The sequence below is a fragment of the Methylobacterium sp. E-041 genome (genome assembly GCF_022829665.1).
Lineage (GTDB): Bacteria > Pseudomonadota > Alphaproteobacteria > Rhizobiales > Beijerinckiaceae > Methylobacterium.
The window spans coordinates 19,991-45,752 of record NZ_JAKSYQ010000052.1 but is presented as its reverse complement, the minus strand read 5'-3'; the positions used below and the strand labels follow the sequence as shown (position 1 = coordinate 45,752).

The following is a 25,762-nucleotide window of genomic DNA, read 5'->3' as shown; positions in this document are numbered from 1 at the left end:
TGCGCATCCGCATCATCCGTCTCGTTCGATGCCCCACCCGAGTGCGAAACCGGTGCCTCGCTCACACCCGCATCGGCATCAGCACGTACAGCGCCGAGGCGCCCTCGCGGTCCTGGATCAGGGTCGGGGAGCCCGGGTCGGCGAGCTTGAACAGGGCGGTGTCGCCCTCGAGCTGGCCGGTGATGTCGAGGAGGTAGCGGGCGTTGAAGCCGATATCGAGGCCGGCGGCCTCGTAGTCAACGTCGAGCTCCTCCGTCGCGCTGCCCGAATCCGGGTTGTTGACCGAGAGCGAGAGGCGGCCCTCCTGCAGGCCGAGCTTCACCGCCCGGCCGCGCTCCGACGAGATCGTCGAGACCCGGTCCACCGCCCGCGCGAAGGATTCGCGCTCGACGGTGAGGCGCTTGTCGTTTCCGGCCGGGATGACGCGCTGGTAGTCGGGGAAGGTGCCGTCGATCAGCTTGGAGATCAGCGTCACGCCGGAGGCGAAGCGCAGGCGGATCTTGGCGGGCGAGAGGTCGATGGCGACGCTGTCGCCGCCGTCGTCGACGAGCTTCTGGATCTCGGCGACCGCCTTGCGCGGCACGATGATGCCCGGCATGCCGGCGCTGCCCTCCGGCGCGTCGATCTCGACGCGGGCGAGCCGGTGACCGTCGGTGGCGACCGCGCGCAGCTTCAGCCCCTCCGCCTCGATGGTGTGGAGATAGATGCCGTTGAGGTAGTAGCGCGTCTCCTCGGTCGAGATCGCGAACTGGGTCTTCTCGATCAGGCGCTTGAGGTCGGCGGCCGCGATGCCGAAGCTGTGCGGCAGCTCGCCCGCGGCGAGGTCCGGGAAGTCGCCTTCCGGCAGGGCGCCGAGCGCGAAGCGCGAGCGGCCGGAGCGGATCGTCATCTGGCCGGACTCGCCGCCGGTCTCGAGCGAGACCTGCGCGCCCTCGGGGAGCTTGCGCACGATGTCGTAGATCACGTGGGCCGGCACGGTGGTGGCACCCGGATCCGAGACGTCGGCCGGCACGGTCTCGGTCACCTCGATGTCGAGGTCGGTCGCCCGCAGCTGGAGGCCGCCGTCGGTGGCACGCAGCAGCACGTTCGACAGGATCGGGATCGTGTTGCGCCGCTCCACGACGCGGTGCACGTGGCCGAGCGACCGTAGGAGGGCCGCACGCTCGACAGTGACTCTCATCGCAGTACTCTGAATGCTCGAAGGACCGTGCTCGAACGCCGCCGCGGCCGGCGGGTTCGGAGTTTGGCCGTTCAGCTTGGCGAAGCGGCGCCGCGAAGGCAAGGGCGCGATTCGTCCCTCGCACAGGGCGATCGGGGGCGGGACAGGCCGACGACCCGCCCCGCGCGTCCCGCCCCGCGAGAGGGGAGGGACGGAGCAGGATCAATCCTGCAGCATGCGCTTCAGGAGCTCGACCTCGTCGCCGAGAACCGCGTCCTCGCCGATCAGCTTCTCGATCTTGCGCACGGCGTGGAGCACCGTGGTGTGGTCGCGCCCCCCGAAGCGGCGGCCGATCTCGGGCAGCGAGCGCAGGGTCAGCACCTTCGACAGGTACATCGCGATCTGGCGCGGCTTCACCACCGCGGCGGTGCGGCGCTCGCTGAGGATGTCGGAGCGCGAGACGTTGTAGCGCGAGGCGACGAGCTTCTGGATGTCCTCGATCTTGATCCGCTTCGGCTCGCGGTTCTTCACGAGGTCGCGGATCGCGGTCTCGGCCGTCTCCATGGTCACGGCGGTGCCGGTGAGCGTGGCATGGGCCAGCAGGCGGTTCACGGCGCCCTCGAGGTCGCGGCCGTTGGCCGTGATCGCGCGGGCCACGTAGGTCGCCACCGCCGGCGAGACCTCGAAGCTCGGATGCGCCACCCGCACGGCGGCGAGCCGCGCGGAAAGGATCGAGGCGCGCAGCTGCTCGTCCAGCATCCCGATCTCGACCACGAGGCCGCCGGCCAGGCGCGATCGGACGCGCTCGTCGAGCGCCTCCAGCTCCGTCGGCGGCCGGTCGGAGGCGACGACGACCTGGCGGCCGGCATCGATCAGCGCGTTGATGGTGTGGCCGAACTCGGCCTGGATCGACTTGCCCTGGATGAACTGCACGTCGTCGAGGATCAGCAGGTCGATGCCGCGCAGGCGCTCCTTGAAGGCGAGCGCGTTCTGGGTCTTTAGGGCGTTGACGAAGCCGTACATGAAGCGGTCGGCCGTGAGGTAGATCACCCGGCGGCCGGCCTCGCGGGCGGCGTGGCCGATGCCGTGCAGCAGGTGGGTCTTTCCCAGGCCGACGCCGGCATGGAAGTAGAGCGGGTTGTAGAGCGCACCCTCGCCGTCGTGGCGGGCGACGCGGTCGGCGGCGGCATGCGCCAGGGAGTTCGAGCGGCCGAGCAGGAAGTTCGCGAAGGTGAGCCGCGCGTCGAGGGGCGCGCCGTTGAGCTCGCCGGCGATCTCGGCGCGCATGTCGGGCGCCGGGGTCGTCGGCATCGGCGCGGGCGTGCCGGCGGCGTGGAGGCGGGCGAGCGGGCCGCTGGTCGGGCCGGGCTTCGGGGCGCCGGGCGCCACCGGGCGGACGGGGGCGGTGGTGCCGCGCACGCCGACCTCGATGCGGCCGACCTCCTCGACCTCGGCCTTGAACGTGTTCAGCACCCGGTCGAGGTAGTGCGACTCGATCCAGCTCTTCAGGAACCGGGTCGGCACGGTGAGGCGGGCGGTGCCGCCGACGACGCAATCCAGCTCCAGGCGGGCGAACCAGCTCGCGAACACGTCCTCGCCGAGCTCGGCCCGCAGGCGGCGCTTCACCCGTCCCCAGGCTGCCGCGGCCTCCGTGGACCCGTTTCCTCCACCGCTTCCGCCGCCGCCCGACACGCTCTCGTCGACATGCATCACTGACACTCTCCTCGCACCGAGGACGGGAGACCCGCCGACGGGGCGTACGCACGCACACTGGAACACCCCGTGAACACGGGCGGGGCGCAAAAATCGGAGGGAGTCAACCCGTCCGACGACGCTGCTGGTCGATTTGAAGAGCCTATCAACAATTGCCTACGGTAGTTTTAACAGTGGGACTTGCGGGGAAAGCCTTGACCGCCACTTCGGCGAGTCGAGCGGAGTCGAAGCGACACACGATACGGCTTTGATTCGACGCATGATTCGGCTTGGTGGCGGAGATGCTGTGGGTTTGCTGGGGCGTGGTGAGGTTTTGTTAAGCTACACCCGCCCCGAAGACTCCGCAACGAAATGGATTTTTGAAAATGGGTTAACGCTTCGTCACGCGCCAAGCGCGGACAAGGCGCGAACATCGACCGTGCCCTCAGGCGCTTCCGGAGCGCGTCTCGACGGCGGTGTCGCGGGCAACGATCGGTCCGCACCCCGGCCTGGCGCCCGGATCTCCGCGTTGCTCGACCCCGCGACGGCGACTGAACGGCGGCGTCGTGCCGGCGCGGCGCCGGGGCCCTCTCCCGTTCGGCAGGGGGACAGGGTCAAGGGGACAGGGTGAGGGGACAGGTCCTTCCGGGCAGGTCTCACTCCGACCCTCTCCCGGACGGGGGAGGGGGCCGCGCGGGCCTTCGAAGGCTCACCGGCTGCCATCGTACGCAAGATGCACTGATGCGGCAGCCCGCTTCACGGGAGGGCGATCGCGGAGGGTGCGCGCCTCACGTCGAGCGCGGCCGCCGTCCCGACGAATGAGATCATGGCCGCGATGGCTCCGACACACGAAAAAGCCCAGCGCGAAGGCCGGGCTTTTTCGTATCGGGACCTGATGGCGCGTCGGCGGTGCCGACGGCGGCCGGGCTCAGGCGGCGGCCGCCAGGGCCTTCACGCGGGCGGCGAGGCGCGAAACCTTGCGCGAGGCGTTGTTCTTGTGAACGATGCCGCTCTGGGCGGCCCGCATGATCTCCGGCTCGGCGGCGCGGAGCGCGCTGAGGGCGTCGGACTGCACGCCAGCGGCGATGGCCTCCTCGACCTTGCGGACGAAGGTACGCATCCGGGAGCGGCGCGAGCGGTTGATCGCCGTGCGCTTGGCGATCTTGCGGGTCATTTTCTTGGCCGACACGGTGTTGGCCATGGGCATCCTCGTATCAAAGGGCGGGGACCTTCGAGCTCGGGGAGCCTCGGATCGGTCTGCGCTGGGTGTGGCGAATGGCGAAGCCGACGACGCGCGCAACCGCACGGGCCCTCGGCAGAGCCGGCTCTATAGCCACGGGACGCCGCGTCGTCAACGCGGATCGGCGCATCCGGCTTGATCGCGCCGGGCTGGCCCGGGATGATACCGGTCGATCCGGGGAGGGACCAGCGTGGTGCACAGGGTGAGCGAGGCGGATGCGGCTCGCATCGCGGCGTTCCGTCCGGCCTCCGGCATGGAGACGCCGCGCTTTGCCGGCGTGGCGAGCTTCATGCGGCTGCCCTGCCGCGATCCGCGAAGCGCCGATGGCGTCGAGATCGGCCTCGTCGGCATCCCGTTCGACGGGGCGACCACGAACCGGCCGGGCACCCGCCTCGGCCCGCGCGGCGTGCGCGAGGCCTCGACCGGCACGCGGGCGATCAACCATGCCAGCGGGCTCGCGCCCTACGCGCTGGCGGCCTGCGTTGACCTCGGCGACGTGCCGGTGAACCCGATCGACGCCGGCGAGACCTGCCGGCGGATCGAGGCGTTCATGGGCGGCCTCAGAGCGGCCGGCATCGTGCCGCTCGGCGTCGGCGGCGACCACCTGATCAGCTATCCGATCCTCCGGGCGCTCGGGCGCGACCGGCCGCTCGGCCTCGTGCACATCGACGCCCACAGCGACACCGACGACGCGCAGTACGGCGGCACCCGGCTCACCCACGGAACCCCGTTCCGCCGCGCGGTGGAGGACGGCGTGCTCGATCCGCGGCGCTGCGTGCAGATCGGCATCCGCGGCAGCATGGATGCGGCGGACGAGCGCGACTGGGCCTGCGCCCGGGGCATCCGCGTCATCACCATGGAGGAGGCCGCCGGCCGCGGCATGCCGGAGGTCGCGGCCGAGGCCCGCGCCATCGCCGGCCGCGGCCCGACCTATCTCAGCTTCGACATCGACAGCCTCGACCCGGCCTATGCGCCCGGCACCGGCACGCCGGAGATCGGCGGGCTGACCACCCGCGAGGCGCTGGCCCTGCTGCGCAGCCTGCGCGGCCTCGACCTCGTCGGCGCCGACCTCGTGGAGGTGGCGCCGCCCCTCGACCCGTCGGGGCTCACCGCGCTCACCGGCGGCCAGCTCGCCTTCGAGATCCTGTGCCTGCTCGCCGACGCGGTCGCCGCACGCCGGGCGGCGCGGGCGGACGCCGATCAGGCGAGCGAGAACCGGTAGGTCGTCGTCGACGCGAAACGCTCGCCGGGCCGCAGCACCGCCGGCGGGAAGCCGGGGTGGTTCGGGGCGTCGGGGAAGGCCTGCGTCTCGAAGCAGACCGCGTCGCCCGAGCGGTAGATCCGGCCGCTCGGGCCGATCAGCGTCCCGTCGAGGTTGTTGCCGGTGTAGAGCTGCAGGCCCGGCAGCGTCGTCGCCACGTCGAGGCGGCGCCCGCTCCCCGGCGCGATGCAGGTCGCCGCCGGCCGCAGCCGTCCGTCCGCATCGCGGAGGACGAAGCAGTGGTCGTAGCCCTTGGCGAACGCGAGCTGCGGATCGCCGTCGCGGATGCGCCGGCCGAGCGCCATGCCGGTGCGGAAGTCGAACGCCGTGCCGGCCACCGGCCGCAGCGTGCCGGTGGGCACCTGCGTCGCGTCGGTCTCCAGCACCGCGTCGGCCGGGATCGTGACGACGTGACCCATGACGTCGCCGGCGCCTTCGCCCGCCAGGTTGAAGTAGCCGTGGTTCGTCAGGTTGAGCACGGTCGGGCGATCGGTATGCGCGCGGTAGTCGATCCGCAGCGTCCCGTCCTCGGGCAGGCCGTAGGTCACCGCGACGTCGAGGTTGCCCGGAAATCCCTCCTCGCCGTCGGGCGAGCGGCGCGCGAGCGTCAGGTGCGCGTCATCGACCGATTCGACGCGCCACATCCGCCGGTCGAAGCCGCGCGGCCCGCCATGCATCGCGTTCGGCGGCTCGTTGATCGGCAGGGCGTAGGCGTGGCCGTCGACCGTGAAGCGCCCCTTGGCGATGCGGTTGGCGAAGCGCCCGATCAGGCCGCCGAGATGCGGGCTCTTGGTCTCGTAGCCCGCCACCGTATCGAGGCCGAGCACGACGCTGCCGACGCGCCCCCCGCGATCCGGCGTCTCGATCGCGGTGACGATCCCGCCGTAATCGAGCACCTGCACGCGCAGCGGCCCGCGCACCAGGGTGAAGCGCGTCACCGTCTCCCCGTCCGCCGTCCGTCCGAAGGTCTCGCCCGTCATCGCCCGTTCCCGTCCCGTGACGCGGGGATTACGCGCGAGACCCGATTCGGCTCACGACACCGGCGCCGGTGCCGGGTCGTCCGAGAGCTGCATCCGGTGCAGGCGGGCATAGGCGCCGCCCTGGGCGATCAGGGCTTCGTGCCGCCCGGTCTCGACGACGCGGCCGGCCTCCATCACCACGATCAGGTCGGCCTCGCGCACGGTCGAGAGCCGGTGGGCGATGACCAGGGTGGTGCGGCCCTTCATCAGCCGGGTCAGCGCGTCCTGCACCAGGCGCTCGGATTCCGAGTCAAGGGCCGAGGTCGCCTCGTCGAGGAGCAGGATCGGCGCGTCCTTGAGGAAGGCGCGGGCGAGCGAGATGCGCTGGCGCTCGCCGCCCGAGAGCCGCCCGCCGGCGGGCCCGACGCGAAAGTCGTAGCCCTCGGGCAGCCGCGCGACGAAGCCGTGGGCGGCGGCGGCCTCCGCGGCGGCGACGATTTCGGGCATCGTGGCGCCGGGCCGGCCGAAGCCGATATTGGCGGCGATGGTGTCGTCGAACAGCACCACCTCCTGCGACACCACCGCGACGGCCGCGCGCAGCGACGCCAGCGTCACCCCGCGCACGTCCTGCCCGTCGATGGCCACCGTTCCGGCGGTGGCGTCGTAGAGGCGGGGCACGAGGTTCAGCAGCGAGGACTTGCCCGAGCCCGAGCGGCCGACCAGCGCCGTGGTCGAGCCGGCCGGCACGACGAGGTCGATGCCCTCCAGCGCCGGCGCGTCCGGCCGGTAGCGGAAGTGCAGGTTCCGGTAGGCGATCTCGCCCGGTCCCCGCCTCAGCGCGACGGCGGCGGGCGCCTCCCGGATCGTCGGCGCCTCGTCCATCAGCGCGAAGTAGCGGGTCAGCGCGGCGGCCGCCTCCTGCAGGATCGCGTTGAGGGTGCCGAGCGCACGGGCCGGCTGGGCGGCGAGCAGGAGCGCGGCGACGTAGCCGGTGAAGTCGCCCACCGTGCGCTCGCCCGCCATCACCCGCTGGCCGACCAGCATCAGCACCGCCGCCACGGCGAACCCGCCGCCGACCTCGAGCAGCGGGTCGAGGCGCCCGCGGGCGTTGGCGGCCTTCATCTTCAGGCGCCGGACCGAGTCGAGCGCGTCGGCCGCGCGGCCCTTGAGGTAGCCCTCCATCGCGTAGGTTTTTGCGATGCGCACCCCCTGGAGGCTCTCGGAAATCAGGCTGGCGGTGGCACCCATCTGCTCCTGGGTGGTGGTGGAGACGCGCCTGAGCTTCTTGCCGATCCGCCCGATCGGCCTGGCGACGAAGGGCACGGTGACCGCGGCCACCAGCGTCAGCACCGGATCCATCCAGATCAGCGCCGCGACGAGGCCGACGAGCATGGCGACGTCGCGCAGCAGCACGGTCGAGATCCGGGTCAGCGCCTCCTTGATGAAGGCGAAGTCGGTGGTGAAGCGCTGGGTGAAGGCGGCCGGGCTCTCGCGCCCGAGCTGCGCCAGGTCGGCGTCGATCAGGTGCCCGTAGAGCGCGGCCTGCATGTCGGCCTCGACCCGGGTCACGACACGGTTGGTCAGCACCGTCTGGCCGAACAGCGCGAAACCGCGCACCGAGGTGACGACGATGACGATCAGCGGGCCGTAGGCCAGCGCGCCGGCATCCTTGCGGTCGAAGGCGTCGAAAGCGCCCTTGATCAGCGCCGGGTACAGGCCGGTCGAGGCGCCGACCAGGGCGATGAGCACCAGCACCACGGCCAGCGTGCCCCGGTGCGGCGACAGCCACTCGCGCCAGAGCCGGCGGAGCAGGGGGATCGTGTCGCCCTTCAGGCGCGCCATCGCGGGTTCCGAGATCGTCCGGGCGAAGGGCGCCGGCCCACCGTCGCCCGAGGCGGCGGTGGCGCGGGTGTGCCGCCCCGGCCGCCGCGGATCAAGCGCCGCCTGCGTCAGCGCCCGTCGCGGGGGCCTTGCTCGCCCTCGCCGCCGTCCTCGCCACGGCCGCCGTGGCGGTGCCGATGGCCGCCCATCGGCCCGGCCAGGATCATCGCCCGGCGCTTCTGGTCGGGGTCGAGGGTGGCGTAGAGCGGCCCCGAGGCGTCGGCGAGCTTGCCCAAAGCCGCGCCGCGGGCGGTGGCGGCATCCGCCATGGCGCGCAACGCCGCCGGCGCGTCCTCGTCCATGCGCTTGCGATCGCGCATCGCGGCCATGCGCTCGCGGCGCTGGCGGGCGAGGTCGCGCATCGCCGTCTCGACCGGCGGCCACAGCTTCTCCTGGTCGGCGTTGAGGCGCAGGCCTGCATGGAGCGCCGCGATGCGGGCGTCGGCGAAGGCCGCGCGGTCCTCGGGGGAGAGCCGGCTCCAATGGCCGCCCCAGCGGCGGGGCGGGCCGTCCTCGCCGTCGCGCGCCGCGACCGCGCCGGCCAGGGCAAGGCCGGCGAGGCCGGCGACGAGGGCACCCTTGATCACACGTCCGACCATCTCGGTCTCCCTTCCTTCCGCGGCGAGCCCGGATCGGGTGCCGCCGGATCCGCAGCGCGGCCGAGCCGACCGGCCGTCCCGCTGCCGCACCGATCACACCGCATCCGTGTTTCGGCGGTATGTCGCCGCGCGCGGCTTGGCGATGTAACACTATTACACTATCAGCACGCCGGACGGCTGCGAGGAGTGCTCGACGATGGCGACCCGGACCACGACGCGACTCGGCCTCCTCCGAGCGACGGCCCTGGCGCTGTGCCTGCACGCCGCATCACTTCCGGCCTTCGCGGCGGACCGCGTGCGGGCGGTGGCGACCTTCTCGATCCTCGGCGACCTCGTGCGGCAGGTCGGCGGCGACGTCGTCGCGGTGACCACCCTCGTCGGGCCCGATGCGGATGCCCACGGCTACAGCCCGGCGCCCGGTGATTCGCGGACGCTGGCCGCCGCCGACATCGTGTTCGTCAACGGCCTGGGCTTCGAGGGCTGGCTCGACCGGCTGGTCCGCGCCTCCGGCTCGAAGGCGCCCGTCGTCGCCTCGGCCGGGGTCGCGACGATACCCGGCCGGCACGACCATCACCACGGCGGCGCGGGCGGCCACGACCCGGCGTCGAGCCCCGACCCGCATGCCTGGCAGAGCATCCCGAACGCCAAGGTCTACGTCGCCAACATCCGCGATGGCCTGGCGAGGGTCGATCCGGGCCATGCCGCCGACTACGCCCGCAACGCCGAGGCCTATCTCGCCCGGCTCGACGCGGTCGACGCCGAGATCCGCGCGACGCTCGCCAGGATTCCCCCCGAGCACCGCAAGGTCATCACCACGCACGACGCCTTCGGCTACTTCAGCGCCGCCTACGGCCTGACCTTCCTGGCGCCGCAGGGGGTCTCGACCGACAGCGAGGCGAGCCCGCAGGACGTCGCCCGGATCATCCGGCAGGTCCGCCAGGACAAGGTGCCGGCGGTGTTCATCGAGACCATCGCCGACCCGCGCCTGATGCAGCAGGTCTCGCGCGAGAGCGGCGCGCGGATCGGCGACAAGGTCTATTCCGACGCGCTGTCCGGGGCGGCCGGCCCGGCATCGACCTATCTCGACATGATGCGGAGCAACCTACGCGCGTTCGGCGCGGCGCTGGGGCCGTCGTGACGCTCAGAGCAGGCCGAGCTGACCGCCGCCGTCACCGGAGTTGCGGCGCTTCGGGCCGCGCCCGACCAGCACGCCGGCGCCCGACACCATCGCCTTGAAGGCGGCGACGTCGGCATAGGCCTGGACCTGGGTCCGGAACCGGACGGGCGAGCACACCACCGGTCCGTTGCGGTCGTCGACCAGCGTCCACAGCCAAAGGCCGCTCGGATCCTCGGTGATATCGAACCGCATCGACGCTGCCCCCCGGCAGGTGCTGGATGCCGTCTTCGATACATCGGAAAAAAGCTCGGCGGGTAAACGGCTTAGGGCGTTCAAGACTTTGCCGGCAACGAACCGTCGAATCGGCCCGATCGTCCCCGCTTTCATCGGTTTCCACAGGGACGGCGGCCGGCGCCAAGCCGCGTCGTCCCACGACCCGTCTCGTCGTGCAGTCTAGTCGTGCGCTCGCCGCGTCAGCCAAAACGCCCAGAGGCCGAGCATCAATCCGCAAATCGGAAAGGCGAACATCAACAGAACGTGCGGATCGCTCATCGGAGGGTCCTGAGAATTCTGCGTCCGAGCCAATGTAGGGCCGCACTCGTCATCGCGCAAAGGAGAAGGTTGGCGCCCAGGAGCGCAGCTCCGAAGTCGATGCCGGCGAGCCGCCCGGAGAAGACAGGTGCAAGGCCGCCCACGGCCAGGATCGCGATGGCGACGCCGTTCACGTAGGTCGCGGTGAGCTTGGCGCTCTCGTTGGCGACGAGCTTGGCACGATCGCCCGCGTCTTGCGGAGCCTTGGATTCAGAGACCATCAGGCAGCATGGCGGGCGACCCGGCACGGGGAAACGGTCGGCCGGCGCCGCGGCACCCGTCACCTCCAGCAATGACAGATCGTAAACCGATGGTTAAGACGCCCGCTCTAGCTTGATCGTGAGAGTGACCGGCGCCGATCTCCGCGCACCGGCCTTCAGGGGAACTGCGTGCGTTGGGGGGCTGATCGCTGGCGCTTGTATCGGCTGGTCGGACGCGAGGTCGCCCGGACCGCACGCGCCGCCTCGGCCCGCTTCACCGCGCCGCCGGACATCCTCGCCCGCGTCCGCGTCACCGGCCTCGTGATCGCGCCGCACGACCTGCGCACCTCCGACGCCACCTTCGCCGACGACATCTATGCCGGGCTCTTCGTCTTCGCCGGGCGCTCGCTCGCGGTGAGCGGCGGCTCGCCGTTCGACTACACGCCGCCCTCGCCGGAATGGGCCGACGTGCTCTACGGCTTCGGCTGGCTCAGGCACCTGCGCGCCGCCGACACGGCGCTTGCCCGCGCCAACGCCCGCGCCTTCGTGGCCGATTTCGTGGCCGGGCGCGGCGACCCGACGCTGGCGCGCCAGACGCCGGTGGCCGCCCGCCGGCTGATCTCGTTCCTGAGCCAGTCGCCGCTGGTGCTGGAAGGGGCCGACCACGCCTTCTACCAGACCTTCCTCAGGGCACTGGCCCGCGGGGCGCAGCAGCTCGAGCGCGACCTGCGGCGCGGGGTGCCGCCGCAATGGCGGCTGAACGCGGCCGTCGCGCTCTGCTTCGCCGGGCTGTGCTGCGAGGGCATCCAGCCGATCCTGCGGCGCGCCACCCGCGTGCTGTCGCGCGAGCTCGACCGCCAGATCATGCCGGACGGCGGCCACCGCTCGCGCGATCCGCGCTTCGCGATGGAGCTGCTCCTCGACCTGCTGCCCCTGCGCCAGAGCTATCTCAGCCGCAGCGTCGAGCCGCCCGAGGCCCTGCTGCGCGCCATCGACCGGATGCTGCCGCTGCTGCGCCTGCTGCGCCACGCCGACGCCTCGCTGAGCCATTTCAACGGCATGGGCGCGACGGCCGCCGACCACCTCGCGACGCTGCTGATCTACGACGGCGCCCTGGCGCAGCCGATGATGCACGCGCCGAATTCCGGCTACGAGCGGCTGGAAGGCGGCCGCATCGTCGTCATCGCCGACGTCGGCGCCCCGCCGCCGCTGCCGTACTCGCTCAATGCCGGGGCCGGCTGCCTGTCGTTCGAGATGTCGAGCGGGCCGCAGCGGATCGTGATCAATTGCGGCCTGCCCGCGAGCGGCCCAGAGCTGCGCCGGCTCGCCCGCACCACGGCCGCCCACTCCACCGCTTGCGTCGCCGACGCATCGTCCTGCCGCTTCCTCGGGTCCGGCGGGTGGTGGGGCGAACGCGTCGCGGCGCGGTGGCTCGAACGCCGCGTCGGCCCCGTGGTTTTGCGCGGGCCGGCGGCGGTGAAGGCCGAGCGCAGCGACGAGGGCGCCTCCACCGTGCTCGCCGCCCGGCACGACGGCTACGCCCGCGACCACGGCATCGTCCACGAGCGACGCTGGCAGCTCGCCGGCGCCGAGGGGCGGCTCGACGGGCAGGACGCGTTCCTGCGCGCGTCCGCGAGGAAGGGCCGGCCGCGGACGCAGGACGTGGCGATCCGCTTCCACCTGCACCCGGCGATCGCGGTGCGCCTTCAGGAGGACGGGCTCGAGCTGTCCTCGCCGCTCGGCGAGGTCTGGACCTTCCATGCCACCGGCGCCGAGATCCGGCTGGAGGAGAGCGTCTACTTCGCCGGCCTCACCGGCGCGCGCCGCACCGACCAGATCGTGCTGCACGTGGCCGTCCACGACGACGTGCGCGTCGACTGGACGTTCCAGCGCCTCGCCTCGGCACCCGGACGCACGCCGAGCGCGGCGGCCTGACCGGCCTTCTGGCCCGGCGGCGGCCATTCGTGCTACCGCGCCCGGAACACCCTCGAAACGACAAGACCCACGATGTCGCATGATCAGGTGCGGGTTGCCCGCGCGCTCCTTTCCGTCTCCGACAAAGCGGGGCTCGTCGACTTCGCCCGCGCCCTGAGCGCGCGCGGCATCGCCCTGGTCTCCACCGGCGGAACCCACAAGGCGCTGACCGAGGCCGGGCTGCCGGTCACCGAGGTCGCCGAGCTCACCGGCTTCCCCGAGATGATGGACGGCCGGGTGAAGACGCTTCATCCGGCGGTGCATGGCGGGTTGCTCGCCATCCGCGACAACCCCGAGCACCAGGCCGCGCTCGCCGCCCACGGCATCGGCGCGATCGACCTGCTGGTGGTCAACCTCTACCCGTTCGAGGCGACGATCGCGGCCGGACGCGACTACGACGACTGCGTCGAGAACATCGACATCGGCGGGCCGGCGATGATCCGCGCGGCGGCCAAGAACCATGCCGACGTCGCGGTGGTGACGGACGTCTCCGACTACGGCGCGGTTCTGGAGGCGCTGGCGCAGGGCGGCGGCACGCTCACCCGGCCCTTCTGCCGGCAACTCGCCCAGAAGGCCTATGCCCGCACCGCGGCCTACGATGCGGCGATCGCCAACTGGATGTCCGCCCACGTGGAAGCCGCCGGCACGGCACCGTTCCGCAGCTTCGGCGGCCAGCTCGCGCAGGGCCTGCGCTACGGCGAGAACCCGCACCAGGCGGCCGCCTTCTACCGCGCGCCGGGGATCGCGCGGGCCGGGATCGCCACTGCACGGCAGGTGCAGGGCAAGGACCTGTCCTACAACAACCTCAACGACACCGACGCGGCCTACGAGTGCGTCGCCGAGTTCGATCCGGCCCGCGCGGCGGCGGTGGCGATCATCAAGCACGCCAATCCCTGCGGCGTCGCCGAGGGCGCGAGCCTGACCGAGGCCTATGCCCGTGCGCTCGCCTGCGACCCGACCTCGGCCTTCGGCGGCATCGTCGCCCTCAACAGGCCCCTCGACGCGGATGCCGCCCGCGAGATCGTCAAGATCTTCACCGAGGTCATCATCGCTCCCGAGGCGTCGGAGGAGGCGATCGCGATCGTCGCCGCCAAGAAGAACCTGCGCCTGCTGCTCGCCGGCGGCCTGCCGGACCCGCGGGCCGCGGGCGAGACCGTGCGCACGCTCGCCGGAGGCCTGCTGGTGCAGGGCCGCGACGCCATGGTCGTCGACGACATGGCGCTGAATGTGGTCACGCGGCGCGCGCCGACGGAAGCCGAGCTCGCCGACCTGCGCTTCGCCTACCGGGTCGCCAAGCACGTGAAGTCGAACGCCATCGTCTACGCCAAGGGCGGCGCCACCGTCGGCATCGGCGCCGGGCAGATGTCGCGGGTCGACTCCTCGCGCATCGCCGCCTGGAAGGCCGCCGAGGGTGCCCAGCGCCTCGGCCTCCCGGACAGCCTCGCGGTCGGCGCGGTGGTGGCCTCCGACGCGTTCTTCCCCTTCGCCGACGGCCTGATGGCGGCGGCCGAGGCCGGCGCCACCGCCGTGATCCAGCCCGGCGGCTCGATGCGGGACGACGACGTGATCCGCGCCGCCGACGCGGCTGGGCTGGCGATGGTGTTCACGGGGGTGCGCCACTTCCGGCACTGAGCGGCGTCGCAGCCCCTTCGAATGAGGGAAGGCCCCGCCGACCGGCGGGGCCTTCTCGTTGTCGTGCCGATCCGTGCGCGGCGACGATCTCGTCGCTCAGCGGCGCGGGGCCGGGGCGTCCGCGTCGGCGTAGATGTCGCGGTCCTTGGTCTCGGGCACCAGGAACAGGCCGATGATCACCGTCGCGACGGCGATGACGATCGGGTACCAGAGGCCGTAATAGATATCGCCGGTCTGGGCGACCATCGCGAAGGCGGTGGCCGGGAGCAGGCCGCCGAACCAGCCGTTGCCGATGTGGTAGGGCAGGGACATCGAGGTGTAGCGGATCCGGGTCGGGAACAGCTCGACCAGCATCGCCGCGATCGGCCCGTAGACCATCGTCACGAACAGGACGAGGACGAACAGCAGCCCGATCACGCTCGCCACCTGCGGCCGGAAGATGTCGAACGGATTCGACATCTTCACGATGCCGGCGTCGTTCGCCTTCGGGTAGCCCGCCGCCTGCAGGGCCGCGGTGGCGGCCTTGTTGAAGTCCGCGGCCGGGCTGCCGGCGGGGAACGGCACGGCGGTGTCGTTGACCTTGACCACGGTCGGCTGGCCGGCGGGGCCGGCTTCGGTGGCGTACTTCACCGACGACTTCGAGAGGAAGTCACGGGCGAGGTCGCACGGCGCCGAGAACACGCGGGTGCCGACCGGGTTGAACAGGTTCCCGCACTCCTTCGGATCGGCCACCACCGTGACCTTCACCTGGTCGATCGCCCGCTCGAGCGCCGGGTTCGCCACCGAGGTGAGCCCGTGGAACAGCGGAAAGAAGCTCGCGGCGGCGATCGCGCAGCCGGCCAGGATGATCGGCTTGCGGCCGATCTTGTCCGAGAGCCAGCCGAAGAACACGAAGAAGCCGGTGCCGAGCAGGAGCGACCAGGCGATCAGCAGGTTCGCGGTGTAGCCGTCAACCTTCAGGATCGATTGCAGGAAGAACAGCGCGTAGAACTGGCCCGTGTACCAGACCACGCCCTGGCCCGCGACGAGGCCGAACAGGGCGATGAGCGCGATTCTGGCGTTCTTCCACTGGCCGAAGGCCTCCGTCAGCGGCGCCTTGGAGGTGGTGCCTTCCTCCTTCATCTTCTTGAAGGCCGGCGACTCGGAGAGCTGCAGGCGGATCCAGACCGAGATGCCGAGCAGCAGCACCGAGACCAGGAACGGGATGCGCCAGCCCCAAGCCTTGAACGCCTCCTCGCCGGTGAACGAGCGGGTCGCCAGGATCACCAGCAGCGACAGGAACAGGCCGAGCGTCGCGGTGGTCTGGATCCAGCTCGTGTAGAAGCCGCGCCGTCCGTTCGGGGCGTGTTCGGCGACGTAGGTCGCGGCACCGCCGTACTCGCCGCCGAGCGCGAGGCCCTGCGCGAGGCGCAGCACGATCAGGATGATCGGCGCCGCGATGCCGATGGTCTCGGCGTTGGGCAGGATGCCGACGATGAAGGTCGACAGGCCCATAATCAGGATGGTGACGAGGAAGGTGTACTTGCGGCCGACGAGGTCGCCGACGCGGCCGAACACCAGGGCGCCGAACGGGCGGACGATGAAGCCGGCGGCGAAGGCGAGCAACGCGAAGATGTCGCGCGTGGCCGGCGGGTAGGCCGAGAAGAACTGCGCCCCGATGATCGCGGCGAGCGAGCCGTAGAGGTAGAAGTCGTACCACTCGAACACGGTGCCGAGGGACGACGCGAAGATCACGCGCTTCTCGGCCGAGGTCATCGGCCGTGCCGCGTCTCCCGGCCGTGGGACTGCGGTTGCAGCAACCATCTTGAAATTCCTCCCGATCCGTCGTGTCCCGGTGCTCCTTTCGCGGAACCGGGCTTGGGACGACGCGCTCGCGTCGTCCGGCCGTTCGGCAAGAACCGAACACGCGATTGTTACCCGAGGCCTCGATTCTGCCAACAGGTCGGACGGGCGGAACGGAAGGAATGAAGACGTTGTAACAGGTTTGCTTCGGCTCGTGCGCGAAGCAGGCCTGTCGCGGAGCCGTGCCGCGACGAAGAAGGGGGCGCGGCGGATGCCGCGCCCCCTCGAAAGGCGTCGCCGGTGTGGCGGGCGTCAGTGCGCGTGGGCGCCCTCCGCACCGATGCCGGTCTCCGAGCGCACGAACTGCGCTTCGAAGGCGGCGCGCTCGCGCTCGGCCCGCCGCGACTTGTCAAGCGTCGAGACGATCCAGATCGTCGCGAACGCCAGCGGCATCGAGAACAGCGCCGGGTTGTCGTAGGGGAAGATCGCCGCCGCGTGGCCGAGCGTCGCGACCCACACGGCCTTCGAGAGCACCACCATCGTCACCGCCGAGATCAGCCCGACGAGGCCGCCGAGCAACGCGCCCCAGGTCGTGGTGCCGCGCCACAGGATCGACATGGCCAGGACCGGGAAGTTGCAGCTCGCCGCGACCGAGAAGGCGAGGCCGACCATGAACGCCACGTTCTGGTTCTCGAACACGTAGCCGAGGTAGATCGCCACGATGCCGATCACCACCGCCGCGATCTTCGAGAGGTTGACCTCGTGCTTCTCGGTGGTGCGCCCGCGGGCGATCACTTGGGCGTAGAGGTCGTGGCTGACGGCGGACGCACCGGCCAGCGTCAACCCGGCGACGACCGCGAGGATGGTCGCGAACGCCACCGCCGAGATGAAGCCGAGGAAGTACGGCCCGCCGACCGCGTTGGCGAGGTTGACGGCGACCATGTTGGTCCCGCCGAGCATGTCCTTCAGCTTGTCGAACGCGCCGGCCGGCCCGAGCTTGAAGTAGGACGGATCCGACATCAGCAGGGCGATGCCGCCGAAGCCGATGATGAAGGTGAGGATGTAGAAGTAGCCGATCAGGCCGGTGGCGTAGAACACCGACTTGCGGGCGGCCTGGGCGTCCGAGACGGTGAAGAAGCGCATCAGGATGTGCGGCAGGCCGGCGGTGCCGAACATCAGGCCGACGCCGAGCGAGATCGCCTCGACCGGGTTCGACACGAGGCCGCCGGGCGCCATGATCGCGTCGCCCTTCGGATGCGTGGCGACGGCCGAGGCGAACAGCGCCTCCGGGTTGAAGCCGTACTTGAGCAGCACGGCCCCGGCCATGAAGGTGGCGCCGCCGAGCAGCAGGCAGGCCTTGATCACCTGCACCCAGGTGGTGGCCTTCATGCCGCCGAAGGCGACGTAGACGATCATCAGCACGCCGACGATCACCACCGCGTAGAGGTAGGGCAGGCCGAACAGCAGCTGGATCAGCTTCCCCGCGCCGACCATCTGGGCGATCAGGTAGAACGCCACCACGACCAGCGTTCCGGTCGCGGAGATGATGCGGATCGAGGTCTGGTCGAGGCGGAAGCTCGCCACGTCGGCGAAGGTGAACTTGCCGAGGTTGCGCAGGCGCTCGGCGATCAGGAACAGCACGATCGGCCAGCCGACGAGGAAGCCGGTGGAGTAGATCAGCCCGTCGAAGCCCGAGGTGTAGACGAGGCCGGAGATCCCGAGGAACGAGGCCGCCGACATGTAGTCGCCGGCGATCGCCAGCGAGTTCGTGCCGGCCGAGATGCCGCCGCCGGCGGCGTAGAAGTCGGCCGCGGACTTGGTGCCCTTGGCCGCCTTGTAGGTGATGCCCAGCGTGAACAGCACGAAGAACAGGAACATGCCGATGGCCGGCCAGTTCGTCGCTTGCTGCTGCACGGCGCCCATGTCGGGGCCGGCCGCGAGCGCGGGGCCGGACAGCAGGGCGGCTCCCAGGAATGACAGGGTGCGGATCATCGTCCGAGGCTCCGCTTGAGTTCGGCGGCCAGGGCGTCGTAGCGGGTGTTGGCGCGCATGACGTAGAGGCCGGTGAGGAGGAAGGCGAAGAGGATCACGACGACCCCCATGAGAAGGCCGACCGACGCGGTGCCGCTGCCGAGCTTCACCGCGAGCAGGCTCTTGTCGAAGGCGATCAGGCCGATGAAGCCGAAATAGACGAGCAGCATCAGGCCGGTGAGGATCCAGCCGAAGCTCGTGCGCTCTTGGACGAGCTGGCGGAAGATCGGGCTCTTCGCGACTTCGTCGTAGGCGGGTCCGGACGAGGTGCTGCCGGGCCGCGGCACCGCTGGGGCGGGGCGGCCGTCGAGGCCGCTTCTGGTGATGGACATGTGTGCTCCCTCCGATGAAGGGGTACCCGCGATCGGGCCCGCCTTCCGGTCGACGTGACTGCATTTTTTGCATGTTGGAGGCGGACGCCCTGGGGCATCCGCCTCGGTGAGCGGGTCGAGGCCCGCCCGTCGTCGCAGACCGGCCCTAGACGGCGCGGTTCTGTCGATTCTCGATCAGGTCGTCGACCACCGCGGGCTCGGCGAGCGTCGAGGTGTCGCCGAGCGAGGAGAAGTCGTCCTCGGCGATCTTGCGCAGAATGCGGCGCATGATCTTGCCCGAGCGGGTCTTGGGCAGGCCGGGAGCGAACTGGATCAGGTCCGGCGAGGCGATCGGCCCGATGTCCTTGCGGACCCAGGTCACGAGCTCCTTGCGCAGCGCGTCGTCGCCCTCCTCGCCCTCGTTGAGGGTGACGTAGGCGTAGATGCCCTGGCCCTTGAGGTTGTGCGGGTAGCCGACGACCGCCGCCTCGGCGACCTTCGCATGGGCGACCAGCGAGGACTCGACCTCGGCGGTGCCCATGCGGTGACCCGAGACGTTGATCACGTCGTCGACCCGGCCGGTGATCCAGTAATAGCCGTCCGCGTCGCGGCGGGCGCCGTCGCCGGTGAAGTACTTGCCCGGATAGGTCGAGAAGTAGGTCTGCTCGAAGCGCTCGTGGTCGCCGTAGACGGTGCGCATCTGGCCGGGCCAGGATTCGGTGATGCAGAGGTTGCCCTCGCACGGCCCGTCCAGGACCTTGCCCTCGGCATCGACCATCGCCGGCTGCACGCCGAAGAACGGGCGCGTGGCCGAGCCGGGCTTCAGCCGGGTCGCGCCGGGCAGCGGGGTGATCAGGATGCCGCCGGTCTCGGTCTGCCACCAGGTGTCGACGATGGCGCAGCGCGAGTCGCCGACGACCTTGTAGTACCAGTCCCAGGCCTCCGGGTTGATCGGCTCGCCGACCGACCCGAGCACGCGCAGGCTGGCCCGCGAGGTCTTCTTCACCGGCCCTTCGCCGCCGCCCATCAGCGAGCGGATCGCGGTCGGGGCGGTGTAGAAGATGTTGACCTTGTGCTTGTCGACCACGTCCCAGAACCGGGAATTCGACGGGTAGGTCGGAATGCCCTCGAACATCAGCGTCGTCGCGCCGTTGGCGAGCGGCCCGTAGACGATGTAGCTGTGGCCGGTGACCCAGCCGACGTCGGCGGTGCACCAGTACACCTCGCCCTCGCGGTAGTCGAAGACGTACTGGTGCGTCATCGACGCGTAGACGAGGTAGCCGCCGGTGGTGTGGACCACGCCCTTGGGCTGGCCGGTCGAGCCCGAGGTGTAGAGGATGAAGAGCGGGTGCTCGGCCTCCACGGCCTCGGCCGGGCACTCGTCGGTCACCTGCTCGGCGGCCTCGTGGTAGTACACGTCGCGGCCCGGCTCCATCGCCACGTCGCTGCCGGTGCGGCGCACCACGACGACGTGGTCGACGACGTCCTTGCCGAGGCGCGCGATCGCCGCGTCGACGTTCGCCTTCAGCGGCACCTTGCGCCCGCCGCGCAGGCCCTCGTCCGCGGTGATCACGATCTTCGAGGCGCAGCCCTCGATGCGCGAGGCCAGCGAATCGGGCGAGAAGCCGCCGAAGACGATGGAGTGCACGGCGCCGAGGCGCGCGCAGGCCAGCATGGCGTAGGCGGCCTCGGGGATCATCGGCATGTAGATCGTGACGCGATCACCCTTCTCGACCCCGCGGTTGCGCAGCACGTTCGCCATCCGGCAGACCTGCGCATGCAGCTCGCGGTAGGTGATGTGCTTCGACTCGTTCGGGTCGTCGCCTTCCCAGATGATCGCGGTCTGGTCGCCGCGGGTCTCGAGGTGCCGATCGACGCAATTGTAGGCGACGTTGGTCTTGCCGTCCTCGAACCACTTGATCGAGACCTGGCCCGGCTCGAAGCTGGCGTTCTTGACCTTGGAGAACGGCGTCATCCAGTCGATGCGCTTGCCGTGCTCGCCCCAGAACGCGTTCGGGTCGGCAACCGAGGCGGCGTACATCTCGCGATACTTGGCGTCGTCCACATGGGCGCCCTCGCGCCATGTGTCCCGAACCTCGACGACCTTCCCGTCCATCTCGCGTCTCCCTGATTGGTGCCCGATCGTATCGCAGTTGTCCGCGCAGCCGGGGCTTCCAAAGATTATCGTCGTCGTCGTCGTAACACCAATCGCCGCCCCCCGCCCGACCCGCATCCGGCCGGAGGCGACACAATTCCTGCTAGGGGCGCCCGGAGAGCGCTGTCAAGCCGGTTTTCCTGCCCCAAGGTCGGGGCCCGTTCGAGCCCGACCCTAAGTCCCGCCGTCGTCCCTCGGTGGGATGGTCTGCACGGCCCCGCTTGAAGAGTCTAACGGTGACGACGAATTTCGAACCGCTCCTCTGACAAAGGCCGGGGATTGTCTCGGCGTGCCACTCACCCCGTCCGGAATTCCGTTCCTGGGAGAAGAATCTCCACCAGGGTGCCGTCGTTGCCCCGGGTCGAGATGCGCAGCGAACCGTGATTGGCCTCGACCAGGGCCTTGGTCAGAGGCAATCCGAGCCCGGCGACGTGCGACTCGCTGCCGCTGCGGGAGTCGTGCCCGTCCTCGGGCTCGGCGGAGCGTGCGCCCGGGCCGGTGCCGCGCACCTTCAGCGCGATGCCGCCGCGCTCGCCCGGCGTCGTCGAGACGATCACCTGGCCGCCGGCCGCCGTCGCGCGGATCGCCTCGCCGATCACCGTCAGCGCCGCCTGCCGCAGGGAAGGCTCGTCCGCCTCCAGGGGTGCGAGATCCGGCGAGAAGCTGGTGCGCAGGACGATGCGGCCGCGCGCCGCCTCGGGCTGCAGCAGCTCGACGCAGCCGGAGACCAGCTCGTTCAGGGGCAGCGGCCGGACGGACAGCGCGAGGCCGCCGGATTCGATGGTGGCGATGTCGATCAGGTCGGAGACGAGGCCGCGCACGTGGTCGCCCGCCGCTCGGATCGCGCGCAGCGTCGTGCGGTAGCGTTCGTCGACCGGCCCGTGCGGCTCCGCGAGGATGCCGTCGGCGAGGCCGACGATCCCCTCGACCGGCGTGCGGATCTCGCGATCGAGGCGGTCGAGGAAGGCCGCGCGATCGAAGTCCGGCCGCGCCCGCGCGGCATCGTCGGGCGCAGGCCGCAGCAGGGCGACGCGGGCCCCGTCCCGGCCGGACACGCGCAGCGTCAGCGGACGGCCACCGGCGGCGGCGATGCGCGTCTCGGTGCCGAGTCCGGCGATGCCGGCACGCACCGCGTCGCGCTGCGCGGCCTCGAACAGGGTGTCGAAGCCGGTGCCGACCACCTCGCGGGGATCGCATCCGAACAGGCCGGCGGCGGCCCGGTTCATCGCGACGATGCGGGAGGCCGGGTCGAGGGTGACGACGCCGTCGTCGAGGGCGTCGAGGGTCGCACGCGCGTCCGCGGCGTGGCCGTCGCGAAACGACTGGGCGAGGCGTTCGGCCGCCCGCTCGCGGGCCGGATCGGCCTCGTCGACCACGCGCAGGATCATGCAGGTCGCCGGCTCTCCTCTCCAGGTCGTCGGCCCGCGCTCGATGGCGACCGGACGGCTGCCGCCCTGCGCGATCTCGACGATGCGCGGGCCGGCGGAGACGCCGGTACCGGCGACGCGGTCGGCCGGGGCAAGCCCGGGGAACAGGCGATGGAGGCCCGCGGCCTGAAGGCTCGCGAGGTCGGCGTATCCGGTGAGGTCGAGGAGGCGGCGGTTGGCCGCCAGCACCGCGTCGCCGCGGTGGATCAGCATCGAAAGGGGGAGGTCGTCCAGGGGCGGAGCGACGTCGTCCGGCTGCACCGGCGTCTCGGGCTCCGCGACCCTGGGCGTCGGGAACGGCATCACCGCTCCGCCCGCGCCGCGCGCATCCGCGGCGTCGGCCGGGTCCCGGATCTCGTCGTCGCCGGCGTAGCGGGCACCGAGCGCGCGGGCGATCTCGCGGAAGGCCGCGTGCTCGGTCACCGACAGGGCGGCGTCGGCGCCCTCCTGCACCGCGACCGGGCTTTCGCTGGGCGGGCTCTGCTCGACGGGCGCCGGCTCGGAGTCCGGCAGGACCGCGATCGGCGCAGGGGCGGCGTTGATATCGGGCACCGGCGCCGGGCCGCGGGCACCGGACCAGGGATCGCGCGCGAATGGATCGCCGGCCCAAGGGCTGCCGAAGCGGGCGGCGGTGATCGTCGCCGGCGGCCACGCGGCCTTGCGGATGTCGGGCAGCGTGCGATCGGCTCCCGCGGAGCCCGGGCGGGCCGCCTCCGCGTCGGGCGGGGAGACGGCGTCGGGCAGTTGGGGATCGGGAACGGGGACGACCGGATCCGGACAGGCTTGCGCCGCATCGGTCGGGGGTTCCAAGGCTGCCGACGGTGCAATCACCGCGCGCACCACGCCGTACCCGCCCAATCCCGAGAACGTGTCGCCGCTGCGGCCGAGGCAGGCGCCGGACAGGTCGAGGGCGAGCGCACCGATCGGGCCGGCGTCCAGCACGGCCGGCAGCGCCCGAAACGTGCGCCGGGATCCGACCGCGGCGAGGAACGCGTCTGCATCGCGCAAGCGGCCGGCCCCGGCGAGGTCGGCCCAGCTGTGCCCGACGAGGCGCGGCGCGAGCGGCCCGAACGATGCCCCGGAGATCGTCGCGAGGCGGTCCGCGGCATCGCTCCGCCAGACGAAGCGATCGCCGGCCATGGGCACGACCGCGTCGCCCGGATCGAGCGCGATCGGCGCCGCGGCCGCGACCGGAGCGGCCGGCATGACGTGATCGTCCGGCCGATCCGTGGTCGCGGGCGGAACCGGGCGCGGGCGGAAGGCGGGGAGGGGACCGACCGCGATCAGGAGCAGGGCGGGGGCGCCGTCGATCGTGCCGCCGGCGATCAGGCAGGCGGTCGGCGGCGCGATCCGCCGCGGATCGAGGCGCAGGCGCACCAGCCGCGGCCGCGCGGTGCCGCCGACGGCACGGATGTGGCCGGCGAGGGCCGGGTTCAGCGTCCCGGCTTCGTCCGAGACCGCGTCGCGGAACGGGACGGCCGCGGCGGAGGCGTGCAGGATCGCCGTCGCGGCCCCGTCGAGGACGAGGTAGGCCCGCGCCGAATCAGCCAGCGTCGCGGCGAGGACGGGATCGGCCGCCCAGGCCTCCAGAGCGGCCGTGAGGCCTGCACGCGTGCTGTCGCCAACGTTCAACGAAGTGTCCCCATCGGCCGCGTCCCGGCCCGTTCGGTTACGGAAATATGATTGTACCGTGCTTATTGTAGGCGGAGCGCCAAAGGGTGCTGGACCTTTCTCGCGCCCGTCACACGTTTACCTCGCATCAACGTTAATGCTGCCTCGCCGGGTGGCGTACGATGATACCTGTGTTATTGTGCAGCGCACAATGATGCATCAACCGGCAACGTGAGAGGAGACGAGCGATGAGCACCCCCCCGACCTACGAAGTCCCGACCGAGATGCGCGATTTCGCCGAGAAGAGCGTCGACCAGGCCCGCAAGGCCTTCGACAGCTTCATCGGCGCCGCACGCCGCACCGCGGAGACCGTGACCGGGTCCACCGAGGCGACCCGGACCAGCGTGAAGGACGTGTCCGCCCGCGGCTTCGAGTATGCCGAGCAGAACGTCAACGCCGCCTTCGACCTCGCCCAGAAGCTCGTCCGCTCGAAGGACGTGCAGGAGGCGATGCAGCATCAGGCCGAGTTCGTGCGCAGCCAGTTCGCCGCGATCCAGGCGCAGGCCAAGGATTTCGGCGGTCTCGCCCAGAGCGCGATGCAGCAGGGTGCCGAGCGCGCGAAGTCCGTGATGCAGGAAGGTGCCGACAACGCCCGCAAGGCGATGGAGCAGGGCACGGATGCCGCCAAGCAGGCGGCGCACGATGCACAGGACGCCGCCAACAAGGCGACGCACTGAGCCCTTGAAACCATGCCCGCCCCTCCGGGGGACGGGGCACCGGCAATCGCTCACCGGCCCGCCTCCGATCGTCGGGGGCGGGCCGTCTCGTTTTCGCCGGGTTTCCGCGAGCATGCCTGCATCCGCCCGAACAGGGTTCCGACGTTCCGCCGATAGGGATGCCATGCGACAGATCACACGCCTCGGCCTCGCCGCCCTGCTCACGACCTTGACCGTGCAGGCCGCCGACGCCCAGTATTACGACGCGCCGCCCCGCGGGTACGACGAGCGCCCGGCCTACGACGAGCGCCCGGCCTACCCGCGGCGGCGCGAGCGGCCGGTCCCGGCCCGCCCGGTCGGCCTGAACTGCGATGCGGTCCAGCAGGGCCTGACCGGTCCGCAGCCCTATTCCTGCCCGCTTCCGGGCCCGCGGCCGCTGGGCGCGCGCTGCTTCTGCGACATGCCGATCGCCTCGTTCAGCCAGCCGCAGACGGCGGTCGGCCGCGTCGTGCCCTGACGCGCGACCGCCTTCGCACCGCGAGGCGGAGATCTCGAATGCGCGCCCGACGCCTCCTGCGTCTCCGTATCGGCGGCTGCGCCGGATCGCCGGCGCAGGGCTCGGCCCCGTTGAGCCGAGCGAAGCGGCGCCGAGGTGTTCAGACGAGACGGGCCGCGCCACCCTCTCGGATGACGCGGCCCTCATGATTTCGCAGACAGGTGCGCTGTCGGATCAGTTCAGGACCACGACCTTGGCGCCGACCTTCACGCGCTCGTAGAGGTCGGTGACGTCGTCGTTGGTCATCCGGATGCAACCCGAGGACACGGCCTGGCCGATCGTGTCCGGCTCGTTCGAGCCGTGGATGCGGTATTCGGTGTTGCCGATGTACATGGCGCGGGCGCCGAGCGGGTTCTCGATGCCGCCGGCCATGTAGCGCGGCAGGTCGGGGCGGCGGGCGATCATCGCGGCCGGGGGCGTCCACGACGGCCACTCCTTCTTGGCGGTCACGGTCTTGGTGCCCGACCAGGTGAAGCCGGGACGGCCGACGCCGACGCCGTAGCGGATCGCCTCGCCGTTGGGCATCACGAAGTACAGGCGACGCTCGGCGGTCGAGACGACGACCGTGCCCGGAGCATAGTTGCCGTTGAACGCCACGATCTCGCGCTGGATCGGCTGGACCTGCGCCTGCGGCGCGGCCTGCACGCCCTGGCCGTAGCCCGGCTCGTAGACGGGACGCTGGCCGTAATAGTCACGGCTCTGCGTACCCTGGTAACCGTAGGACTGATCTTCCTCGTATCCGGCATCGGTGCCGAAGGGATCGTAGGTCGAGGCGGCCATGGCCGGCACGCTGGCAACAATCGAGAGTCCGAGGAGGGCGGCGAGAGCGGTGGCTGAGGTCTTCATGATGTGGCCTACCTGTGCAGTA

General features: G+C 71.2%; 20 protein-coding genes. 6 read left to right on the top strand and 14 right to left on the bottom strand.

Going from position 1 to position 25,762, the window contains the following annotated elements:
- Window positions 1-61 precede the first annotated feature (61 nt).
- The 3 genes from dnaN to rpsT form a co-directional block, all read right to left on the bottom strand.
- Window positions 62-1,180, bottom strand: a complete 1,119-nt coding sequence (gene dnaN, locus MKK70_RS03670; protein WP_147844487.1) for a DNA polymerase III subunit beta — start codon at window positions 1,178-1,180, stop codon at window positions 62-64.
- A gap of 201 nt (window positions 1,181-1,381) precedes the next feature.
- Window positions 1,382-2,869, bottom strand: coding sequence for a chromosomal replication initiator protein DnaA (gene dnaA, locus MKK70_RS03665; RefSeq protein WP_147862941.1), 1,488 nt, complete (start codon window positions 2,867-2,869; stop codon window positions 1,382-1,384).
- A 910-nt stretch (window positions 2,870-3,779) separates the two neighbouring features.
- A complete protein-coding gene (rpsT, locus tag MKK70_RS03660) occupies window positions 3,780-4,052 on the bottom strand; it encodes a 30S ribosomal protein S20 (protein WP_147728871.1) in 273 nt (90 codons plus the stop codon).
- Between the two features lie 292 nt (window positions 4,053-4,344).
- On the opposite strand from rpsT, the gene speB reads away from it, so the two are divergent.
- Entirely contained in the window at window positions 4,345-5,313 is a 969-nt protein-coding gene (speB, locus tag MKK70_RS03655) for an agmatinase (protein WP_243945881.1), read from the top strand.
- Here the strand turns inward: speB and MKK70_RS03650 are convergent.
- From MKK70_RS03650 to MKK70_RS03640, 3 genes are all read right to left on the bottom strand, one after another.
- The gene (locus tag MKK70_RS03650; RefSeq protein WP_243945871.1) at window positions 5,292-6,332 is read right to left on the bottom strand and encodes an aldose epimerase family protein; all 1,041 of its coding nucleotides are present in this window, start codon (window positions 6,330-6,332) and stop codon (window positions 5,292-5,294) included. The two genes, speB and MKK70_RS03650, sit on opposite strands and share 22 nt — an antisense overlap.
- 51 nt (window positions 6,333-6,383) lie before the next feature.
- Window positions 6,384-8,153, bottom strand: a complete 1,770-nt coding sequence (locus MKK70_RS03645) for an ABC transporter ATP-binding protein (protein ID WP_243945870.1) — start codon at window positions 8,151-8,153, stop codon at window positions 6,384-6,386.
- Between the two features lie 107 nt (window positions 8,154-8,260).
- A complete protein-coding gene (locus MKK70_RS03640) occupies window positions 8,261-8,791 on the bottom strand; it encodes a Spy/CpxP family protein refolding chaperone (protein WP_243934581.1) in 531 nt (176 codons plus the stop codon).
- 196 nt (window positions 8,792-8,987) lie between these two features.
- On the opposite strand from MKK70_RS03640, the gene MKK70_RS03635 reads away from it, so the two are divergent.
- Window positions 8,988-9,929 carry a metal ABC transporter substrate-binding protein gene (locus MKK70_RS03635; RefSeq protein ID WP_243945868.1) on the top strand — a complete coding sequence of 314 codons (942 nt, stop codon included), beginning with the start codon at window positions 8,988-8,990 and terminating at the stop codon, window positions 9,927-9,929.
- A gap of 3 nt (window positions 9,930-9,932) precedes the next feature.
- Here the strand turns inward: MKK70_RS03635 and MKK70_RS03630 are convergent, their stop codons facing one another.
- Both MKK70_RS03630 and MKK70_RS03625 read right to left on the bottom strand, forming a co-directional pair.
- On the bottom strand, window positions 9,933-10,160 hold the full coding sequence (locus MKK70_RS03630; protein WP_147726402.1) for a hypothetical protein: 228 nt from the start codon (window positions 10,158-10,160) through the stop codon (window positions 9,933-9,935).
- Window positions 10,161-10,456: 296 nt separating this feature from the next.
- On the bottom strand, window positions 10,457-10,720 hold the full coding sequence (locus MKK70_RS03625) for an amino acid transporter protein (protein WP_147726410.1): 264 nt from the start codon (window positions 10,718-10,720) through the stop codon (window positions 10,457-10,459).
- 168 nt (window positions 10,721-10,888) lie between these two features.
- Here MKK70_RS03625 and MKK70_RS03620 point away from each other — a divergent pair, with 168 nt between their 5' ends.
- Window positions 10,889-12,634 carry a heparinase II/III family protein gene (locus MKK70_RS03620; protein ID WP_243945866.1) on the top strand — a complete coding sequence of 582 codons (1,746 nt, stop codon included), beginning with the start codon at window positions 10,889-10,891 and terminating at the stop codon, window positions 12,632-12,634.
- 72 nt (window positions 12,635-12,706) lie between these two features.
- Window positions 12,707-14,305, top strand: a complete 1,599-nt coding sequence (purH, locus tag MKK70_RS03615; RefSeq protein WP_243945864.1) for a bifunctional phosphoribosylaminoimidazolecarboxamide formyltransferase/IMP cyclohydrolase — start codon at window positions 12,707-12,709, stop codon at window positions 14,303-14,305.
- A gap of 96 nt (window positions 14,306-14,401) precedes the next feature.
- On the opposite strand, the gene MKK70_RS03610 is transcribed toward purH, so the two are convergent.
- The 5 genes from MKK70_RS03610 to MKK70_RS03590 all read right to left on the bottom strand — a co-directional run bounded on the left by MKK70_RS03610 (window position 14,402) and on the right by MKK70_RS03590 (window position 23,643).
- Entirely contained in the window at window positions 14,402-16,108 is a 1,707-nt protein-coding gene (locus tag MKK70_RS03610; RefSeq protein WP_147843123.1) for an MFS transporter, read from the bottom strand.
- Window positions 16,109-16,399: 291 nt separating this feature from the next.
- Window positions 16,400-18,079: a cation acetate symporter gene (locus MKK70_RS03605; RefSeq protein WP_243937398.1), complete on the bottom strand. Its 1,680-nt coding sequence runs from the start codon at window positions 18,077-18,079 to the stop codon at window positions 16,400-16,402.
- A complete protein-coding gene (locus MKK70_RS03600; protein WP_243945859.1) occupies window positions 18,076-18,450 on the bottom strand; it encodes a DUF485 domain-containing protein in 375 nt (124 codons plus the stop codon). The genes MKK70_RS03605 and MKK70_RS03600 overlap by 4 nt, the downstream gene beginning before the upstream one ends.
- A 145-nt stretch (window positions 18,451-18,595) precedes the next feature.
- Entirely contained in the window at window positions 18,596-20,545 is a 1,950-nt protein-coding gene (acs, locus tag MKK70_RS03595; protein ID WP_147726408.1) for an acetate--CoA ligase, read from the bottom strand.
- Between the two features lie 335 nt (window positions 20,546-20,880).
- Window positions 20,881-23,643, bottom strand: a complete 2,763-nt coding sequence (locus MKK70_RS03590) for a PAS domain-containing protein (RefSeq protein WP_243945857.1) — start codon at window positions 23,641-23,643, stop codon at window positions 20,881-20,883.
- A gap of 227 nt (window positions 23,644-23,870) precedes the next feature.
- Between MKK70_RS03590 and MKK70_RS03585 the strand changes: the two genes are divergently transcribed.
- Window positions 23,871-24,359 (top strand): phasin, encoded by a 489-nt coding sequence (locus MKK70_RS03585; RefSeq protein WP_147726829.1) that lies wholly within the window; start codon window positions 23,871-23,873, stop codon window positions 24,357-24,359.
- Between the two features lie 163 nt (window positions 24,360-24,522).
- Window positions 24,523-24,855 (top strand): hypothetical protein, encoded by a 333-nt coding sequence (locus MKK70_RS03580; RefSeq protein WP_243945855.1) that lies wholly within the window; start codon window positions 24,523-24,525, stop codon window positions 24,853-24,855.
- A 213-nt stretch (window positions 24,856-25,068) separates the two neighbouring features.
- On the opposite strand, the gene MKK70_RS03575 is transcribed toward MKK70_RS03580, so the two are convergent.
- Window positions 25,069-25,740, bottom strand: coding sequence for a L,D-transpeptidase (locus tag MKK70_RS03575; protein ID WP_147843537.1), 672 nt, complete (start codon window positions 25,738-25,740; stop codon window positions 25,069-25,071).
- Between the last annotated feature and the right edge of the window lie 22 nt (window positions 25,741-25,762).

What these genes read in the sequence shown, in the direction of transcription:
- dnaN (WP_147844487.1), bottom strand. Translation starts at nt 1,180, where the DNA reads ATGAGAGTCACTGTCGAGCGTGCGGCCCTCCTACGGTCGCTCGGCCAC.
- dnaA (WP_147862941.1), bottom strand. Translation starts at nt 2,869, where the DNA reads ATGCATGTCGACGAGAGCGTGTCGGGCGGCGGCGGAAGCGGTGGAGGA.
- rpsT (WP_147728871.1), bottom strand. Translation starts at nt 4,052, where the DNA reads ATGGCCAACACCGTGTCGGCCAAGAAAATGACCCGCAAGATCGCCAAG.
- speB (WP_243945881.1), top strand. Translation starts at nt 4,345, where the DNA reads ATGGAGACGCCGCGCTTTGCCGGCGTGGCGAGCTTCATGCGGCTGCCC.
- MKK70_RS03650 (WP_243945871.1), bottom strand. Translation starts at nt 6,332, where the DNA reads ATGACGGGCGAGACCTTCGGACGGACGGCGGACGGGGAGACGGTGACG.
- MKK70_RS03645 (WP_243945870.1), bottom strand. Translation starts at nt 8,153, where the DNA reads ATGGCGCGCCTGAAGGGCGACACGATCCCCCTGCTCCGCCGGCTCTGG.
- MKK70_RS03640 (WP_243934581.1), bottom strand. Translation starts at nt 8,791, where the DNA reads ATGGTCGGACGTGTGATCAAGGGTGCCCTCGTCGCCGGCCTCGCCGGC.
- MKK70_RS03635 (WP_243945868.1), top strand. Translation starts at nt 8,988, where the DNA reads ATGGCGACCCGGACCACGACGCGACTCGGCCTCCTCCGAGCGACGGCC.
- MKK70_RS03630 (WP_147726402.1), bottom strand. Translation starts at nt 10,160, where the DNA reads ATGCGGTTCGATATCACCGAGGATCCGAGCGGCCTTTGGCTGTGGACG.
- MKK70_RS03625 (WP_147726410.1), bottom strand. Translation starts at nt 10,720, where the DNA reads ATGGTCTCTGAATCCAAGGCTCCGCAAGACGCGGGCGATCGTGCCAAG.
- purH (WP_243945864.1), top strand. Translation starts at nt 12,707, where the DNA reads ATGTCGCATGATCAGGTGCGGGTTGCCCGCGCGCTCCTTTCCGTCTCC.
- MKK70_RS03610 (WP_147843123.1), bottom strand. Translation starts at nt 16,108, where the DNA reads ATGGTTGCTGCAACCGCAGTCCCACGGCCGGGAGACGCGGCACGGCCG.
- MKK70_RS03605 (WP_243937398.1), bottom strand. Translation starts at nt 18,079, where the DNA reads ATGATCCGCACCCTGTCATTCCTGGGAGCCGCCCTGCTGTCCGGCCCC.
- MKK70_RS03600 (WP_243945859.1), bottom strand. Translation starts at nt 18,450, where the DNA reads ATGTCCATCACCAGAAGCGGCCTCGACGGCCGCCCCGCCCCAGCGGTG.
- acs (WP_147726408.1), bottom strand. Translation starts at nt 20,545, where the DNA reads ATGGACGGGAAGGTCGTCGAGGTTCGGGACACATGGCGCGAGGGCGCC.
- MKK70_RS03585 (WP_147726829.1), top strand. Translation starts at nt 23,871, where the DNA reads ATGAGCACCCCCCCGACCTACGAAGTCCCGACCGAGATGCGCGATTTC.
- MKK70_RS03580 (WP_243945855.1), top strand. Translation starts at nt 24,523, where the DNA reads ATGCGACAGATCACACGCCTCGGCCTCGCCGCCCTGCTCACGACCTTG.
- MKK70_RS03575 (WP_147843537.1), bottom strand. Translation starts at nt 25,740, where the DNA reads ATGAAGACCTCAGCCACCGCTCTCGCCGCCCTCCTCGGACTCTCGATT.